Source organism: Photobacterium lucens (genome assembly GCF_009873615.1).
Lineage (GTDB): Bacteria > Pseudomonadota > Gammaproteobacteria > Enterobacterales > Vibrionaceae > Photobacterium > Photobacterium lucens.
The window spans coordinates 1-17,001 of record NZ_SSMG01000011.1 but is presented as its reverse complement, the minus strand read 5'-3'; the positions used below and the strand labels follow the sequence as shown (position 1 = coordinate 17,001).

The following is a 17,001-nucleotide window of genomic DNA, read 5'->3' as shown; positions in this document are numbered from 1 at the left end:
GTGATATACAGGCTTTACTCTTAATTTTTATAATATCTACCTGTCTAAATAAAGCAAATTACCTAACTCGTTTCTGTCAAAAATAATTTGTCTCTAGTCTCGATATAAATCGATCTTCTGGTGATATACAGGCTTTACTCTTAATTTTTATAATATCTACCTGTCTAAATAAAGCAAATTACCTAACTCGTTTCTGTCAAAAATAATTTGTCTCTAGTCTCGATATAAATCGATCTTCTGATCGGTTTTTACTATTAATACCTCTCAAACACCTAGTGATTACTTCTGAATTATGTTCTGTAAAACAGCATCTATCCATTTGTAATTACCACCAAACAAACATCGACTCTATCCAATAACCTCATGTATCTCGTTACATGCCAACGCACTACATTGCGAGTAAAAAAATTACATCTATAAAATTTTGCCAATTTTGAGCGAATTAATGACTGACGACATTAGGAGTATGGCATGTCAGAGATGCAAGAAGAGGTAGTGGTTAATCCAACCATGACAGCAAAAGATGAAGCAGCAAAAACTAACGCACTGATTGCGTATGGTTTGATGATCATTGGTTTGTTTACAGGTCTTTTTTGGATTATTGGTGCAATTTGGGCAATGGTGAAAAAGGGTGATGCGCAAGGTACTATCTTTGCCGATCACTATAGCAATATCACTACAACATTTTGGTGGGGCTTAGGCTTATCCATTCTTGGTGCGTTGTTAGCTTTTGTCTTTGTCGGTTATTTATTGCTTCTTGCAGTATGGATTTGGTCTATCTTCCGTGTGGTGAAAGGCTTAGCGAAACTGACGTCAAATAAAGGCTATAACGGCTAATTGCTGTTTTGCTTTCAATAGCTAAATAAAACAAAAAAACCGATCATGCGATCGGTTTTTTATTATCTTCAATTATTCATCTCTTAAATAAGCCTTGTGCTTATTCTTCGATCTCGCCGTTTACTTTTTCTTGTTTAGTGATGCTGCCAACTTCAAGCAGTGGTGCAACATCTAAATGCTCGGCGTTCATCATGGTTGAGATACGCTGAACAGAAGAAAGCAGTAGCGATTGTTCCCAATCTTCCAGCTCTTGGTATTGGGAAATAAAACTGTCTTGCAACGGTAGCGGTGCTTTGTCTAACAGGGCATTGCCTTCTTCTGTTAGATGAGTGTGCACTTTACGCTTATCTAGCTGGCTACGTTTACGAACCACTAAGCCACGTTTTTCTAGTCGATCTAAAATGGTAGTCGCTGTTGCTTGGCTCATGTTGGTGTTATTAGAAAGCTGACGAATAGTCACTTCTTCGCCTGATGCTTTAATGGCACGCATCAACACTAATTGTGGCCCCGTTAAACCTGCGTTTTTATTCAATTTTCGTGAATGCAGATCGATAGCGCGAATAATTTGTCGAAGAGCAATCAGAACTTCTTCGTGCTTGTCCATGTAAATCTCCAATGTTACAGCGGCAATAACTCGGGGGTGCAATATGTCTAGCTATATACGATATAGCAAGGATTATACGTGAATTATTAATAGTTAAGTGCGATATCTTACAGACTTGACTAATTTTTTAACACTCAATGCAAATTGTTATCATTAATTGAATCAAAATTGTTTCAAAATGTTATTGTTCTGATACACTATCGAAATAATAACTATTATCACTTAGATTTTTATTCTTAGGTTATGTTAAGTGATGCTTTACAAGGAAGATGATTTAATGACTAAAACATTTACTCGCTCACTCGTTGCTGTCGCTCTATTTTCTCTACCTGCTGTTGCTCAAGCAGCTACTACCAAACAAGATGTTGTGACTCACTATGCCGATCTTGCTCATAGTGTGTATAGCGATGCATTAACAACAGCACAAACGCTAGATAAGGCGATTGCGGCATTGGTTGCTAACCCTTCTGAACAAACACTTTCAGCAGCCCGTGAAGCGTGGAAAGCTTCTCGCGTTCCATATCAACAATCTGAAGTATTCCGTTTTGGTAACGGTATTGTGGATGATTGGGAAGGGCAATTAAACGCATGGCCGTTAGATGAAGGCTTGATTGATTACGTGGCGAAAGATTATCAACATGAGCTTGGTAATGAAGGCGCAAACGCAAACATTATTTCTCACAAGAAGATCAACGTGGGTAATAAGGAAATTGATGTTGCGAAAATTACGCCTGAGTTAATTGCAGATCTTAACGAACTAGGTGGCTCAGAAGCGAATGTGGCATCGGGCTATCATGCCATTGAGTTCCTATTATGGGGACAAGATCTTAATGGTACAGGTAGCGGTGCTGGCGATCGTAAATTCACTGATTTTGTGAAAGGCGAGGGTTGTACTAATGGCAACTGTGATCGTCGTGCTGATTATCTAACGGCAACTTCTCAGCTATTGATTAACGATCTGCAATGGATGGAGAAACAATGGTCAGCTACTGAGGCGAAAAACTACCGTAGCGAGCTATTAGCGGAATCGGCGGATAACGGTTTACGTAAAATGCTGTTTGGTATGGGTTCATTGTCGCTAGGGGAATTGGCGGGTGAGCGTATGAAAGTGGCATTAGAAGCAAACTCTACAGAAGATGAGCACGATTGTTTTTCTGATAACACTCACAACTCTCACTACTACAACGAGCAAGGGATCTTTAACGTTTATACCGGTAGTTACACCCGTGTAAATGGTGAGGTGCTAACTGGCCCAAGTATCCACGATTTAGTGGCTGAGAAAGATAAAAAAGCAGCGGCAGAAATTAAAGCGGAATTTGTACAAGCACGTGCTCAACTTCAAACATTGGTTGATTCTGCTGAGAAAGATAACCAACACTTTGATCAGTTAATTGCAGCAGGCAATAAAGCCGGCAATGCCTTGGTGAATAAGTCGATCATGGCGTTAGTAAAACAAACGGCTGAAATTGAAAAAGCGGCAAGCATTATTGGCGTGAGCAACTTAAATCCTGATACTGCTGATCATCAGTTCTAATTACCGCTCTATGCATCGTAATCATAAGTCGCCTGCACCTTGGGCGACTTTGTTCGTATTTTAATAATAAAAAATAAGAGTGGATGTATGAAGTTCCATTTAGCAACTATGATCATGTCGTTAGGCTTGTTGCCGTTAAGTGTGTTGGCAGAATCAAGCCCTGAAAAACCGAAATATACTAAAGAGCAATTAGCCAAAATTAAATCAGGCGGTAATACCACAACCCCTAAAACGGGCTCGAATGCTTTTTCGTTACCTGCCAGTAATCTGCCTATGTCTAAACGTTTGGATTTTAGTGTCGGTAATAGCTTTTTTCGTAATCCTTGGGTACAAGCGCCTGCCACTACTGATGCTCGTGATGGGTTAGGTCCGATTTTTAATACCAATGGTTGTCAGAACTGTCATATCAAAGATGGGCGAGGTCATCCGCCAGAAAAAGACGATATGAATTCGGTATCCATGTTGGTACGCATGAGTGTTCCTGCTTTAACGGATGAGCAAAAACAGCAATTAATTAAAAGTGGTGTGATCCCTGAACCTACTTATGGTGATCAGCTACAAGACTTTGCTTTACCCGATGCCAAACCTGAAGGAAAAATTGCGTTAACTTATACCGATGTGCCTGTCTCGTTTGCCGATGGTGAAGTGATCACGCTGCGCAAGCCTAACTTATCTATTACCAATTTGAATTATGGCCCAATGGCAGATGATGTAATGCTTTCTGCCCGTATTGCACCGCCGATGATTGGCTTGGGTTTACTTGAGCATATTCCAGAGCAAACCTTGAAGCGCTTTGTTGCTGAGCAAGCCGCTGAAAACAAAGGCGTAAGCGGCAAGTTAAACCAAGTGTGGGATGTGCGAGCCAATAAAACCGTGATTGGTCGTTTTGGTTGGAAAGCAGGGCAACCGAATTTGATGCAACAAAATGCTGCTGCCTTTAATGGTGATATTGGTTTAACCAGTGCTTTGTTTGAGCAAGAAAACTGTACTGATAAACAAACTATTTGTGCGGAATTACCCAATGGCGGCAAGCATGAAGCCTCTGAAAAAGTGCTGACGTTTGTTGAGTTTTATTCTCAGCATTTGGCAGTACCAGCCCGTCGTAACATTAATGATCCCCAAGTAATGAAAGGTGAAAAGCTGTTTGCTGATATTGGCTGTCAAAGCTGTCATCGCACGCAAATAAAGACGGCTAAAGTGCCTGAACGTCCTGCGTTATCTGAGCAAATGATTAACCCGTATACCGATTTGCTGTTGCACGATATGGGTGAAGGTTTAGCTGATGATCGTCCTGAGTTTTTAGCCAATGGGCAAGAGTGGCGAACTCCGCCATTGTGGGGATTAGGTTATACCGAGGAAGTAAACGGACATACCAATTTCTTACATGATGGGCGCGCACGCTCAGTAATGGAAGCGGTGCTATGGCATGGCGGTGAAGCACAAACAAGCCGTGACAAGGTATTGCAATTATCAAAATCTGACCGCCAAGCGCTATTGGCATTTTTAGATTCACTATAAATCAGGTGTTGTAATAATGATGTATACAAAACCCTTTTTAAATTCATCTCTGTTTTGTGGTGTTGCACTGGCTGTAGTGACATTGCTGACAGGGTGTGGTGAGGCCAATAACGATAAGTTATCAACTCAGTTTGCGAGTGTGGTTGATAATCATGTTCATCCTGAACAAACAGGATTTAATTTAGCGCCTGTGCATGAAATATCACTCAATGCCGCCAAAGGCTATGTGCTATCTAGCCATGTATTAGATAAGCAAATGGGGAAATTGTGCCAGCGTTACAGTGAGGAAAATTTACAAGCGGCACAACAAGCATGGCAGCAAAGTATGCGTAGTTGGATGAAGTTCCAAGGGCGTGAAAAAGGCAGTGAAGCGGCATTAGCATTGGGTTGGAAAGTGCAATTTTGGCCTGATAAGAAAAACACCACAGGTAGAAAGATCAAGCAGTTGTTACAAGCGGAAACCTTACCAACTAATCAAGGGATTGCAGATCAAAGCGTTGCATTACAAGGATTAGGTGCGGTGGAGTGGTTTTTATTCCAAGAGCAAAAACAGTTAGCTGATCCGAAATACTGTCAGTTAGCCCATGCCATCACTGGCAATATGCTTACAACGGCGAAAGCGTTAGAAATGGCATGGGAAGAAAACCCGTGGCAAGACATTACGCCTCAGCTGGCATTGGCGGAATATTTAGGGGCTATCAATAACCAGCTTGATTACATCTTAAAAAAGCTGACTCGTCCGATGGGAAAACCGGGACAACCTAAGCCTTATCAAGCAGAAGCTTGGCGTTCACAAACGTCGATGGTGAGTTTAAAAGCCAGTGTTGAAGCCTTGCATCAGCTATATCTTGCTAATGGTAAAGGTTTGAATCATTTGTTAATTGAATCAGGTCATGAGGTGACAGCAAATCGTATTAATCAGCGTTTTGAATTGCTGCTAGAAGACTGGCCGAAGCAAAACAGTATGGTGGCGATGTTGAAAACCAAACAAGGTTATCGTGATCTGATCAATGTGTTTAACGGTTTGGAATATATTCAGATTGCACTGCATGATGATGTAGCCGCAGAGCTGGGGATTGTGATGGGGTTTAATGCAACTGATGGCGACTGATTTAACAAGACGTAAATTATTGCAGTATGCCTTGTCATCTGCTGGCACATTGCCTTTGGTGTCATTAATGGGTTGTGATGCTAATGCAAAACATGGTTTATCTTCACAATCCTATCAGCAGCCTAAGATCATTGGTTGTAGCCGTACTGCGGCAGGTAAGTATGCGGCTGTTGTTGCTGATTTATCGGGTAATCCGTTAATGAAAGTGATGTTGCCAGCAAGAGGGCATGGTATTGCGTTGCACCGTAACGGCTCGCTGGTGGCGGTGTTTTCTCGTCGTCCGGGGCAATATGTCCAAGTGTTTGATCATCAAACAGGTAAAGAGTGGGGATTACGTGCCGCTGATCCACATCGTCACTTTTATGGTCATGGTGTGTTTTCCCATGATGGTCAGTATTTGTATGCAACAGAAGGTGAATCAGCAACCAGTCGTGGCGTGATTGGTGTATACGAAGTCAAACAAGGTTTGCCAAAAGTCGCGGAATTTACCCATTTTGGTATTGGCCCTCATGAAGTGATTTGGGCTGATGATCAAACCTTAGCCATCGGTGTGGGTGGGGTTCATACCCAAGGGCGAACACCATTAAACCTTGATTCAATGCAACCTGCGTTGGTGTATGTGGATAAAACTACGGGTGAATTGGTTGAACAAGCTGAGCTTGCTGATAAGCGATTGAGTATCCGTCATTTAAGTTTGATGGATAACGGTGGCATTGCATGTGGTCAACAATACCGTGGCGAGCCTGAACATGCCGCGCCTTTGGTGGCAACCCATCAACGAGGTCAAGCTTTACAGCCGTTAATTGCTGAAGATGAAGAGTGGCTGCGGTTTAATCATTACATTGCCAGTATCGGTACATTAGATGGTTACTTGCTGGCGACGTCACCAAGGGGAAACTGTTACGGTATTTGGGATCAAGCTACTCGTGAGCTGATTTCTCTTAAACCATTAACAGATGCCTCTGGTGTCGCGATGTTAGATCATCATTGGATTGTGGGCTCTGGTGCTGGAAAAATTGTCAGTGTTGATACTAAGCAACAAGCAAAGATAAAACAAAGTACGATCATGTGGGATAACCACTGGCAGTTATTTATTTAAACGCTTTGTCGCTGTGGCGCGGCTCTTTTAAAGATTAACCCTTGCTATAAATAATGACGCTGTTTCTTACAAATAAGAAATAGCGTTGTTTTTTGTAATGGATACCCGTTAGTTTTAGTTAATCATTCTGTTTGAGCTTCAGTCTTAAAGATCTTATTCACTTTAATCAAATAGCGTCTACATTTAATGCTCTAAATACTATTATTAGTAATAGCAGAAGCAGTGCTAGGGGGCTTCGATGACTGTTTATAAGTATTGGTATTTTACCTCTGTGTTATGTTTAGTACCTATAAACCTTTCCGCTTCATCCGATCTGCCGACTCATTCAGAGACAGAAAGTAAACCTATTGTTATAAAAGATAAGACGATTATTACTTCTGAATTAATGAATTCACCCGGCTAATAACCAAGCTATAAATCAACAATTTCAAATAGCTAAAGGTTGGGTAAAAGATATCGCTAAGAATGTTTCTGGTATTCATTATATTGATAAGTTGGCGGAGTTATATTTAACGATCGGATATGGTCAAATATGGCAAGATCAAATAGCTATTGCTGAATTTGAAGAACAGCTTCGTTTATTATCGCTAACTAATATCTCTTCTGATTTAACACGCCGTTATCACAATTTAAAAAGATTTAAAAACAATAGTGATTGGCGAGATTACGATGTATTAGCTACTGATACATTATTCGCATATATGGGATTTATTGAAGGTATCCAACAAAAAGGAAACTTATGGTTATTTGGTGAGACACCGCCCACAATATTCCCGTTACCTTCTGATACTTTTATTGAAGAACTTTTACATAACCACGAACAACAGCGATTACGTTACTTTATTTCCCGTTTAAAACCTCACGATGATGAATATATTGAATTAGTTGCAGCGTTAGATGAATTAAATGAAATAAAAGATATGCGCTGGCCGGTATTTTTATTTAAAGGCACAATTCGCCCAGGGCAATACGTCAAAAATATGGACGGTGTTATTACTGTGTTGGAAACCTTGGGAGACATGACACCCTCTGAAGCGAGCACGATTCGTACCCAAAAGCGTAAGCGGTTATCAGGCTCGGTGGTGATTGCGCTTAAACGTTTTCAAGAGCGTCATGGTTTAAAAGCTGATGGCGTTATTGGGCCACAAACCCAGCAATGGTTAGCGTTAAGTTTGAAGCAACGTATTCGTTTGTTAGCGCTTAATGCTCAACGGTTACGGTTATGGTCGGTGACACCTAAAACGGGCGTCGTAGTGAATATTCCTAGTTATTATATGAACTTATGGCTTAATGGTGAGAAAGTTCTAGGTAGTAAAGTGATTGTGGGGCGTCCGTCACGGCAAACACCGATGATGGGTTCGGATATTCAATCTGTGGTGTTTAATCCGTATTGGAACGTGCCAAATTCGATCATGAAGAAAGACATTATGCCGAAAGTGCGACGCAATCGTAGTTATTTATCGCGAAATAATTATGAGGTGATCAAAGGTTGGGGCAGTGCTCAAAAAATATCAATTAATTCGATTCCTTATCACTTGTTATCACCTAATAGCTTTCCTTATCGTTTAAGACAAAAACCGGGTAAGCGAAATGCATTGGGTTTATTTAAATTTAATTTCCCTAATAGCCAAGCCATTTATTTACATGATACTTCGTCACGTTCTCTATTTAAAAAACATGAACGGGCATTAAGTTCAGGTTGTATTCGCGTCGAACAGGCGAAAAGTTTAGCGAAAGTACTATTAGAATATTCGGGTAGTTCTGAACAGCGTTTTAATAATTTATCTAGAAGTAAAAAAACGCGAACAATAGTATTAGGAGATGGTAAATCTGTACCTGTTGATCTAATTTATCAGACAGCATGGGTGGATGAATTAGGATTAGTTAATTACCGTAGTGATATATATAAGTATGACCGCGATCAAGAAAAAAATAGTTCATTAATTTCTGCTTACAATTACTAATGTATATAACTACCTGAAAATCAAAAATAGTTTTTTCGATATTAAAAATATGTGATTTGTGTCTTTGACTACTTTATCAGTGATGGATATCGTGCAGAAAAAGCGTTTGGTACACGCTTTGCATTCTTACAATAAATTGCACTTTTTTATCATGAGTTGGTATGTCAGAAATTAATATTAATCGCCGTAATTTCCTTGCTCTCGGCGGAGCAGTTGTGGGTTCTTGTTTATTACCAAATATCGCTGTTGCGAGTCCATTTAAAGCATCAGATCCACGTAATATGTTGATTCGTAATCTTCATACTGGTGAAGAGTTAGAAACAAAGTATTTTAATGGTAAAACCTATGTGGGTTCTGCTGTAAGAAAAATCGATCATATCTGTCGAGATTTTAGACAAAACGAAGTCGCCCGTATTGATAGACGTTTATATGATGCCATTTCGCAAATTCAGACGTATTTAGGTCATGAAGGTTACGTGCAACTTATTTCGGGATATCGTTCGCCAAAAACAAATAAGATGTTAGCAAAACGCAGTGGTGGGGTAGCGAAGAAGAGTTACCACATGACAGCGCAAGCGATCGATTTCAATTTAGAAGGTGTATCACTATCTAAAATCCGCAAAGCAGCAATGGATCTGAATATCGGTGGTGTGGGTTACTACCCGGGCAGTCAATTTGTTCACATTGATACAGGCCCTGTGCGTAACTGGCGTGGTTAATCATTGAATAACAATCGTACCTGTATTTTTAGATATAATCGTGGCATCCTTTTGGCACTTTGTTTTTGGCTAGGATGTTAGACGAGTATGAGTCTTAAGTATCAAATTGTTCCTGTTACACCGTTTCAGCAAAACTGTTCAATCATCTGGTGTGATGAAACAAACCAAGCAGCGATTGTCGATCCCGGTGGCGATGTTGAGCAATTAAAGAAAGTGGTTGAGACATTAGGTGTTAACGTGACTCAACTTATTTTAACTCATGGTCATCTTGATCACGTTGGTGGTACTGAGCCATTAGCAGAAGCGTTAAATGTACCTGTGATTGGTCCACATAAAGATGATGTATTCTGGCTACAAGGTCTGCCTCGTCAAAGTGAAATGTTCGGTTTCCCAATGACAGAAGCGTTTGATCCGACACAATGGTTAGAAGACGGTGATGAAATTAAAGTAGGTAATCAAACCCTACAGGTATTGCATACACCGGGTCATACACCAGGTCACGTTGTACTGTTTAACGATGATGCAAAGATTGCCTTTGTTGGTGACGTATTATTTAAAGGTGGTATTGGTCGTACTGACTTCCCACGCGGTGATCATCCAACTCTGATCAACGCAATTAAAACCAAGTTATGGCCTTTAGGTAACGATGTGACTTTTGTACCGGGTCACGGTCCGTTATCAACCTTCGGTCATGAACGCGCAACGAACCCATTTGTTGCCGATGAAATGCCGCTATACTAATTTTCTCTTATCTCTATAAAGTGAGGTTTATAGCTTCACTTTATTCTACTTTTTGAATATCAGCTATTTGCGCTTCGTCACACTTTTTCGGTTATCTGACCAAAACTAGGAATTATTCCTAGTTGTTCTAGGTGTGCTTCTCATGCCTTGCTAGTCGCCAGTCGATAAAATTTCTCGCCATGATCACCTATCCATTTTGATTGGTTTACTCCTATTCATCACAAGTTTTCCATAATGGTGATCCCTGCACTGTGAATGTTTATGGTAATAACGATGAGCCTTTGGCTTATTAATCATAAAAGACATCCATAGCATCGACTTTTCAGTGACTATCTGAGGATTTCACATGTTTAAACTGCTTACACAGGTAAGAAAACCAACGCTGGACTTGCCTTTAGCTGAACGTAAGAAAATGTGGCTTGGTCCATTCCTACGTTCATACCTTGTAGTGTTTGTTAGCTACATGGTGATGTACTTTATTCGTAAGAACTTCAATATTGCGCAAAACGACCTGATCTCTGATTACGGTATGACAATGACGCAATTAGGTACTATCGGCCTTGGTTTCTCGATTACTTACGGTATCGGTAAAACAGCATTAAACTACTGGTGTGATGGTAAGAACTCGAAGAACATTCTGCCATTAGGTCTGTTACTTTCTGGTCTATGTATGCTGGGCTTTGGCTTGGTAATGGGTCCATCAATGGGCTCTTTCTACATGATGATCGGCCTATACGCACTGTCTGGTTTATTCCAAAGTGTGGGTGGTTCTAACTCTTACTCAACGATCACTAAGTGGACGAGTAAAAAGAACCGCGGCACATTCCTAGGTATGTGGAATATCTCGCACAACATCGGTGGTGCAGGTGCAGCAGGTGTCGCGCTATTCGGTGCTAACTATTTCTTTGATGGCAATGTAGCCGGTATGTTTATCGTGCCATCAATCATTGCCATTGTGGTTGCGCTTATTGGTTTCACTATGGGTAACGACAGCCCTGAATCATACGGTTTAGGTACGGCTGAAGAGTTATTCGAAGAGCCGATTTCTGAAGAAGATAAAGCGGTTAACGAAAACCAAATGAGCAAGATGGAAATCTTCAAGAAATACGTACTATTTAACAAGGTTATTTGGTTACTGTGTTTTGCGAACGTATTCCTTTACGTTGTTCGTATCGGTATTGACCAGTGGTCTACTGTGTACGGTTACGAAGTACTTGGTTTTGATAAAGAAACAGCGATTTCTGGTTTCACTATGTTTGAAACAGGCGCACTGATTGGTACATGTCTATGGGGCTTCTTCTCTGACTTGATCAATGGTCGTCGTGGTTTAGTGGCGTGTATTGCACTATTAGGTGTGATTGCAACGCTGGGCTTCTACCAACACGCACATACTATTTTTGCATACCAAGCATCACTATTTGCTCTTGGCTTCCTAGTGTTTGGTCCTCAGCTTCTTATTGGTGTTGCTGCGGTAGGTTTCGTACCTAAACAAGGTATTGCAGTAGCTGACGGTATTAAAGGTACATTTGCTTACCTTATCGGTGACAGCTTTGCGAAACTAGGTCTTGGTATGATTGCTGACGGTACGCCAATCTTCGGTCAAACGGGCTGGACGGGTACATTCGTTGCACTTGATACAGCAGCAATCATTTGTTGTTCTATCATGGCGGTTGTTGCCGTTCTTGAAGAACGTAAGATCTACCGTGCAAAGAAAGAAAAGAAGGCAATGCTAGCTAACTAATTGGTTCGCAATGTTTGAAAAAGCGCTTGGGTTAAACCCTAAGCGCTTTTTTTATATCTCTATTTTATCTATCCAGCCTAATATGACCTGATGGCTTTAAATCACATGTATATATAGGAATAAAGAATAAAACTCCGGCAAAGCCCTTGCTCGCTTATTATGTAAGAGGTAGTTTATGCAGGTTTTTTCTCTATAGATATTAGGTATTCAGGCAATGATCAAAGTAGCTTTGGTTGATGATCACATTATTGTGCGCTCTGGCTTTGCTCAGCTTTTAGCGTTAGAACCTGATATGGATGTTGTTGGACAGTTTAGCTCTGCGGCAGAAGCACGAGCAGGTTTACCGGGCTTGGATGCCTCTGTGTGTATTTTAGATATCTCGATGCCCAATGAGAGTGGTTTATCTTTGCTTGAAGATCTGCCATCGGGTATTGCTTGTATCATGTTGAGCGTCCACGATTCTGCCACTGTTGTTGAAAAGGCGCTAAGTTTGGGCGCAAAAGGCTTTTTAAGTAAGCGTTGTAGCCCTGATGAGTTAGTGCAAGCCGTAAGAACTGCAGCGCAAGGCGGTTGTTATCTAACGCCTGATATTGCCATTAACCTTGTGTCACCAAACCAAAATAAACAAGCCCTTGGCAAATTGACTAAACGTGAACATCAAATCAGTGAGCTGTTAGCCACCGGACTTGATGTCAAAGCCGTTGCGGTGAAATTAGGCTTAAGCCATAAAACCGTACATGTCCATCGTGCCAATGCGATGGATAAACTCGGCGTTAAGAATAATGTTGAACTGGCTAAGTTCTTTAGCGGAGAAGTGATCTAGTGCGTAGCTTTGGCTTAACGTCACTGTGTATTTGGCTGTTTGTTAGCTGTAGCTGGTTCTGTTTATGGGGGATCTCGTTTTACTTCATTATGGATCCTATGCTGGCGACAGTGTTTTTTCCTTTTGCCTTGCGGTTGGGGTTAACGCTGCACAGTGTTAAAAAGTATTGGGTCGCGATATATGCCGCTGAATGGAGTGGCTTATTACTGCTGGCGGTATCTTTGCCGAATTATCATTGGCAAGCGTTAGTGGTGGCGAGTGTACTTTCTATTCCCGTTTCCTTATTGGCTCGTCGTTACTATAAAGGGGTACAGTGGCGCTTACTGGTAGTCATGGCGATAAGTATTACGGTATTAGCAGTGCTTAATACGTTAGCGTTAAGCAGTTTTCACTTCTTTGATATTTCCAACACCCGACGTTTAGGTTTTGTGTTTTTAGTCAGCATGACCAGTGGCTTAATGTTGGTGCCGAGTTGTTATCTTATTTGGAATTATCTGTTCCAAAAGTCTTGGATACCATTAACGGTCGATGTGGTTTCTCGTCCGGTGGAATTTCGTAGCCAACATTTGTTTTTCTTTTGTCTATTATTTATTGCCAATATCTTGTTGCAGGTGCATTTACCTGAGCAACTCAGTTTATTTGCGCCATTTTGTTTGGCGATCCCCATTATTGTGTTGGCATTTCGTTATGGTTGGGAAGGAGCGTTATTAGGCACTTTGTTAAACAGTATTGCTTTAATCGCGGCTCGCAGCGAAATTAGCTCGATTGAAATTGTCGATTTACTGTTATCACTATCAGCACAAAGCCTAACGGGGATTTTGCTGGGGATTGGTATTCAGCATCAACGTGATTTGAATACGCGACTCTCTAAACAGTTAAAGCGCAATTACTCTTTATCGCGGCAGTTAGTTACCGCAGAAGAGTCGGTTCGTCAAAATATTGCCCGCGAATTGCATGATGAAATTGGGCAGAACATTACCGCAATCCGTACCCAAGCCAGCATTTTAAAACGGCTAGAAACAACACCTGCAGGGGAGCAATGTGCAGATTCTATTGAGCAATTGTCACTGAATATCTACGACACTACGAAAGGCTTGTTATCTCAGCTGCGCCCTAAAACGTTAGATGATTTAGGATTAAAAGCAGCAATCGAGCAGGTGATCCGAGATTTAGATTTTGAATCACAAGAGATTGATGTTGCGATGTCATACCCTAAAGCTATTGATACGGTAATGACAGATATGTTGCAAATCACTTTATTCCGTGTGGTGCAAGAAGCGCTGAATAACATTGCTAAATATGCCAATGCGTCAGAAGTGCTGATCGAATTTACTGTCGATAGCAATATCACCATGGAAATTGAAGATAACGGTATCGGTTTTAAAACCAGCGATACCTTAAAAGGTTTTGGCCTGCGAGGGATGAAGGAGCGCATTGAAGCCTTAGGAGGACAATGTGTGATCACCAGTTTCACTCAGCCTAAAATGCTTCTTAATATACCAGCAGATAGTATTCAACCATCAGGTACAACGATTCGTGTGGTATTACCGCTATTTGCACCTAATCACGCTCAGCAACAATATAAAAGTCACTAAATGATGAATACGGAATTTTCTCCAGAAACCGCACAACGTTATCGCTACTGGCGTATTCATATTATGGTGAGTATGTATATTGGCTATGCGGTGTTCTATTTAACTCGTAAGAACTTTAGTTATGCGATGCCTGCCATTATTACTGATTTAGGCTGGGATAAAGCCGATATCGGTTTAATGGGCACCTTGTTTTATCTCACATACGGTATCTCTAAGTTTATATCGGGCATAGTCAGTGATCGCTCTAACCCTCGTTATTTTATGGGCTTGGGCTTAATTGCTACGGGTATCATTAATATCTTATTTGGTTTATCCAGCTCGATTGTTGCACTCAGCATTTTGTGGGTGCTGAATGCTTGGTTCCAAGGGTGGGGCTGGCCTGCATGTTCTAAATTATTAACGACTTGGTATTCTCGTTCTGAGCGTGGCGGCTGGTGGTCGGTTTGGAATACGGCACATAACCTTGGCGGGGCGATGATCCCCATTATTGTGGGTTATACCGTGTTGCACTATGGCTGGCGTTATAGCTTTTTTATTCCCGGTGTTATTGCGGTAATTGTTGGTGGCTTACTGTGCTGGCGATTGCGCGATAAACCAACCTCTATGGGGTTGCCGAGCATTGGTCATTGGCGTAAAGATTATTTAGAAATCGCTCATGAAAATACTGGGAAGGGCTTATCGCAAAAGCAGATCCTGACTCGTTATGTATTAAGTAATAAATATATCTGGCTGCTTGGGCTGAGTTATATCTTGGTTTATATCGTGCGAACCGCGATTAACGATTGGGGCAATTTGTACCTAACAGAGCAGTATGGGTATAGCTTGATCACGGCTAACAGTGCGTTATCGCTGTTTGAAATTGGCGGCTTTCTTGGGTCATTGGTGGCAGGTTGGGGCTCCGATAAGATTTTCTCAGGTAACCGAGGGCCGATGATCTTGTTGTTCTCAATGGGTATTTTCTTATCGGTGGCCGCATTGTGGCTGATGCCGATTGCCAGTTTTGCATTGCAAGCGGTGTGTCTGTTTGCGATTGGCTTTTTTGTTTTTGGTCCACAAATGTTAATAGGCATGGCTGCAGCGGAGTGCTCTCATAAAGACTCAGTCGGCGCAGCAACGGGGTTTGTCGGTTTGTTTGCCTATATGGGCGCAGCGTTAGCAGGATATCCATTAGCAATCATTACCCAGCATTTCCATTGGACAGGCTTTTTCGTGGTGATTTCTGTGGCTGCGGCAGCAATTGGCTTGTTATTACTGCCATTTTTAAAAGCACAATATAACGAAACCACTTAATTGTATCGTTGTTAGCTTATAGCGGCTGCTTTATAACGTCTTAGCAGACCAAGAAAATCACTCATTGGTCTGTCTAAGGCATCTTCTGAAATGAAAAAATCAAATCCTAAATACTGGCGGTTGTAATGCATTCTATTTGCCAGCATGGCTCTTAATCCTTTAAAAATGCAGCCGTTATGCCCTTGGTAGGGCTCATCATCAAATAAGATATCTTCAATTACGTGGTTGTCTTGTTCACTATTTTTAATAGCCATGATCAGCAAAATGCGTTGTTCAATGATCATCCTCGCTGCTAATCGTGGGCTGATATTACAAATAAACTCATCGTAATCTTTAAGCTTCACGCCAATCCACGGTAAGGGTTGTTGCCAACCTTGATGATCGATCTGTGCTGTACCAAGTTGTGAAATATTACCCCAAGGCGTTGACCAACCTCCGTAACGGCTATGGTATTGGCAATGCATGAAGGTGAGTGTGAAGATGTATTTTGATGCACAAATCAGACGAATGAGCACCACGGCACAACAGGCAATGATTAAGGTAGTTAGTATTATAGCGAGCAGTGACATGCTAGATACAAAGAAGATCATCATGCTGGAGCTTATAAAAGCGGTAAAGCTGAATACAAATAGCATAACAGTCATGGTTATAGGGGCTGATTTGACATGATAAGTATCCATTGCACTCTCCAAGACCAATTATTTTACTATCATACGTTATGATTGATATAAGGGATCGATATCCGCTGTTGATGGTTGCTATAGTGACTGTTGTATATTCCGAGCAAATAGCATTTGTTGTACCTCTTAAGTATATAGGATGAAAATGCGAGGAATATTTTGCTTAAAATCATATTTGTTGTATGAAAAAACACCGTTTGCTGGCAATTCCCTGACATCCCTGATATAAAACGCGCTTACTTTTTCCCGCTGTCATAGTGGTGACTGAAAGTAGTGCAACGGAGTAGGAAATTTAATGAGAATCTCTCACAAACGTAAAGTACAGCTAAAACTTCAGAAGCAATCACCTGTTTTTGCAGAGTTAGCAACCAAGGCAGCGCCTAAAAAGGTAGCAAAAGCAGAAACAGTGAAAGCTGCACCAGTGGCAAAAACTGAAGAAGCTAAAAAAGTAGTTAAGGCTGTAGCACCTGCAAAAGCAGCGTCTGCAGTAGCATTAACTCCTAAGCAACAACAAGTGCTAGATATTGTTGTAAAAAATGCTGAAGGTTTAAACCCTAAAGGCATTGGCTTAGAAGCTGGTCAAGAAGAAGCGAAAGCAGCTTCTTGGGCAACAGGTGCGTTGAAAAAACTGACTGAAGAAGGTTTAGTTGAGCGCATCCAATTGGCTGGAAACAAAGTTTTATACAAAGCAATTTAATCAGCCAATCCCGCTTCTTCCCAAGAAGCGGGGGTTTTTATTCTCATT

General features: G+C 41.2%; 15 protein-coding genes. 13 read left to right on the top strand and 2 right to left on the bottom strand.

The annotated features are described in order from the left end of the window. The first annotated feature begins 471 nt into the window (after positions 1-471). Positions 472-837 carry a DUF4870 family protein gene (locus tag E5A76_RS01785; RefSeq protein ID WP_081091427.1) on the top strand — a complete coding sequence of 122 codons (366 nt, stop codon included), beginning with the start codon at positions 472-474 and terminating at the stop codon, positions 835-837. 100 nt (positions 838-937) lie between these two features. Here E5A76_RS01785 and E5A76_RS01780 read toward each other — a convergent pair whose 3' ends face one another. Beyond that, positions 938-1,441 (bottom strand): MarR family winged helix-turn-helix transcriptional regulator, encoded by a 504-nt coding sequence (locus tag E5A76_RS01780; protein ID WP_008986806.1) that lies wholly within the window; start codon positions 1,439-1,441, stop codon positions 938-940. A gap of 277 nt (positions 1,442-1,718) precedes the next feature. Here E5A76_RS01780 and E5A76_RS01775 point away from each other — a divergent pair, with 277 nt between their 5' ends. The 11 genes from E5A76_RS01775 (at position 1,719) to uhpC (ending at position 15,576) form a co-directional block, all read left to right on the top strand. Further along, on the top strand, positions 1,719-2,975 hold the full coding sequence (locus E5A76_RS01775) for an imelysin family protein (protein ID WP_107165105.1): 1,257 nt from the start codon (positions 1,719-1,721) through the stop codon (positions 2,973-2,975). 87 nt (positions 2,976-3,062) lie between these two features. Continuing rightward, the gene (locus tag E5A76_RS01770) at positions 3,063-4,493 is read left to right on the top strand and encodes a di-heme oxidoreductase family protein (RefSeq protein ID WP_161117929.1); all 1,431 of its coding nucleotides are present in this window, start codon (positions 3,063-3,065) and stop codon (positions 4,491-4,493) included. Between the two features lie 16 nt (positions 4,494-4,509). Beyond that, complete coding sequence (locus E5A76_RS01765) at positions 4,510-5,604, top strand: imelysin family protein (protein WP_237459207.1); 1,095 nt, start codon at positions 4,510-4,512, stop codon at positions 5,602-5,604. Further along, entirely contained in the window at positions 5,585-6,703 is a 1,119-nt protein-coding gene (locus tag E5A76_RS01760; RefSeq protein WP_161117928.1) for a DUF1513 domain-containing protein, read from the top strand. The genes E5A76_RS01765 and E5A76_RS01760 overlap by 20 nt, the downstream gene beginning before the upstream one ends. A gap of 494 nt (positions 6,704-7,197) precedes the next feature. After that, the gene (locus E5A76_RS01755; protein WP_262383620.1) at positions 7,198-8,667 is read left to right on the top strand and encodes a L,D-transpeptidase family protein; all 1,470 of its coding nucleotides are present in this window, start codon (positions 7,198-7,200) and stop codon (positions 8,665-8,667) included. 170 nt (positions 8,668-8,837) lie between these two features. Continuing rightward, entirely contained in the window at positions 8,838-9,386 is a 549-nt protein-coding gene (locus E5A76_RS01750; protein ID WP_193391898.1) for a DUF882 domain-containing protein, read from the top strand. Between the two features lie 87 nt (positions 9,387-9,473). Next, on the top strand, positions 9,474-10,127 hold the full coding sequence (locus E5A76_RS01745; protein ID WP_053988247.1) for an MBL fold metallo-hydrolase: 654 nt from the start codon (positions 9,474-9,476) through the stop codon (positions 10,125-10,127). 346 nt (positions 10,128-10,473) lie between these two features. After that, on the top strand, positions 10,474-11,868 hold the full coding sequence (uhpT, locus tag E5A76_RS01740) for a hexose-6-phosphate:phosphate antiporter (RefSeq protein ID WP_053988246.1): 1,395 nt from the start codon (positions 10,474-10,476) through the stop codon (positions 11,866-11,868). Positions 11,869-12,082: 214 nt separating this feature from the next. Further along, positions 12,083-12,691: a transcriptional regulator UhpA gene (gene uhpA, locus E5A76_RS01735; RefSeq protein WP_053988245.1), complete on the top strand. Its 609-nt coding sequence runs from the start codon at positions 12,083-12,085 to the stop codon at positions 12,689-12,691. Further along, on the top strand, positions 12,691-14,286 hold the full coding sequence (uhpB, locus tag E5A76_RS01730; protein WP_161117927.1) for a signal transduction histidine-protein kinase/phosphatase UhpB: 1,596 nt from the start codon (positions 12,691-12,693) through the stop codon (positions 14,284-14,286). The genes uhpA and uhpB overlap by 1 nt, the downstream gene beginning before the upstream one ends. A 3-nt stretch (positions 14,287-14,289) precedes the next feature. Next, positions 14,290-15,576, top strand: coding sequence for an MFS transporter (gene uhpC, locus E5A76_RS01725; RefSeq protein ID WP_161117930.1), 1,287 nt, complete (start codon positions 14,290-14,292; stop codon positions 15,574-15,576). Between the two features lie 11 nt (positions 15,577-15,587). Here the strand turns inward: uhpC and E5A76_RS01720 are convergent, their stop codons facing one another. Further along, a complete protein-coding gene (locus E5A76_RS01720; protein WP_161117926.1) occupies positions 15,588-16,256 on the bottom strand; it encodes a DUF2982 domain-containing protein in 669 nt (222 codons plus the stop codon). Between the two features lie 295 nt (positions 16,257-16,551). On the opposite strand from E5A76_RS01720, the gene E5A76_RS01715 reads away from it, so the two are divergent. Beyond that, complete coding sequence (locus E5A76_RS01715) at positions 16,552-16,953, top strand: MarR family transcriptional regulator (RefSeq protein ID WP_107165110.1); 402 nt, start codon at positions 16,552-16,554, stop codon at positions 16,951-16,953. The last annotated feature ends 48 nt before the right edge of the window (positions 16,954-17,001 follow it).